General features: G+C 32.2%; 2 pseudogenes. Both read left to right on the forward strand.

Features of this window, described 5'->3' with window-relative positions:
* Positions 1–383 (forward strand): annotated as a pseudogene (locus ASJ81_RS13145) (hypothetical protein); the annotation flags it as partial.
* A 169-nt stretch (positions 384–552) separates the two neighbouring features.
* Positions 553–1,168 (forward strand): annotated as a pseudogene (locus ASJ81_RS13150) (ISNCY family transposase); the annotation flags it as partial.

The following is a 1,168-nucleotide window of genomic DNA, read 5'->3' on the forward strand; positions in this document are numbered from 1 at the left end:
TATGTAATGATGTTACGGCAAAAACAATGGTAATTATAAATCTTACTCTTAATAACTTATCGGAACTCCCTGCTCTCTCATACCTTTTTGATAGTTATAGCAATGATTACGAATATACCACAAGAGGAATTTTTCGTAGAAAAATTCCTCCAGCCTGCCCTATTTGCAGTGCTCCTATGGTTCATAACGGCTATAATCTATACATCAAAAAAGGTCTTGGAAAAATCAGCATTGGTCGATACAAATGCCAAAATTGTGGTAGTACAGACGAAGAAGATCATAGTTTTTGGGAAGGTCTGAAAACTTTACTTTTTGATTCATTTAATAATTTTTTCCAGGTGCTCAGATACCATAAAGTTTCTCATGTGTCTTCGGTTAAGTGAGGAATCGTGATAAATTGCGTTCATTTCCACCACATTTATCAAATATTTGAATAACTTTTGAAAGGAACAGAATATCGATTTCATGCAAACAGGCCAAAATTTAAGGTTTGTTTCTAATGTAAAATCGATAGCTTTCAGGCAAGAAAAATCCTTAACCGATGACCAATGTAAAGTTTCTTATGATGGAATTTCTGATATAATGAGCTTCATATTTCCAAGATCAAGAAGCACTATTTTTAGAACATTCAACAAAGAAATGGAACAGGAAAATGTTCCAATTTTAGAAAATGTACATATGGTGCACTATGACGAACAGCATCCAAAAGAGGGACGTTGTCAGAAATACCGTTTAACATTACTGGATGCAAAAACTCAAAGAACAATAGCAGATGAACTTTTTGAGGATAAAAGTTCAGAAACCATCAAAACGTTTCTACGAAAAAATCTAGATACATCAGAACCTGTGTTTATTGTTACGGATTTTGATAAGAGATACCCAGATATTTTAAAGGAAGTTTTTGGGGATAAGTTAGTGCATCAATACTGTTTGATGCACTTAAACAAGCTTATAGTTAGCGATTTTCCGAAGAAAACAACAATTGAACAGGAACTATTAAAATACAGGTTATTGAATATATTTTACAATCGTGAAAATGAGATTAAATTCCTGGAAAAAATTCTATCTGAAGAACTTAACGTAATTATGAATGAAGAAAAGCATCAAGAATGGAGTATAAAGGCAAAAAAGGAATTTAACCGATTTAGATATAAATTGAAGCTAGAAA

The organism is Methanosarcina spelaei, assembly GCF_002287235.1.
In the GTDB taxonomy this organism is placed as follows: domain Archaea; phylum Halobacteriota; class Methanosarcinia; order Methanosarcinales; family Methanosarcinaceae; genus Methanosarcina; species Methanosarcina spelaei.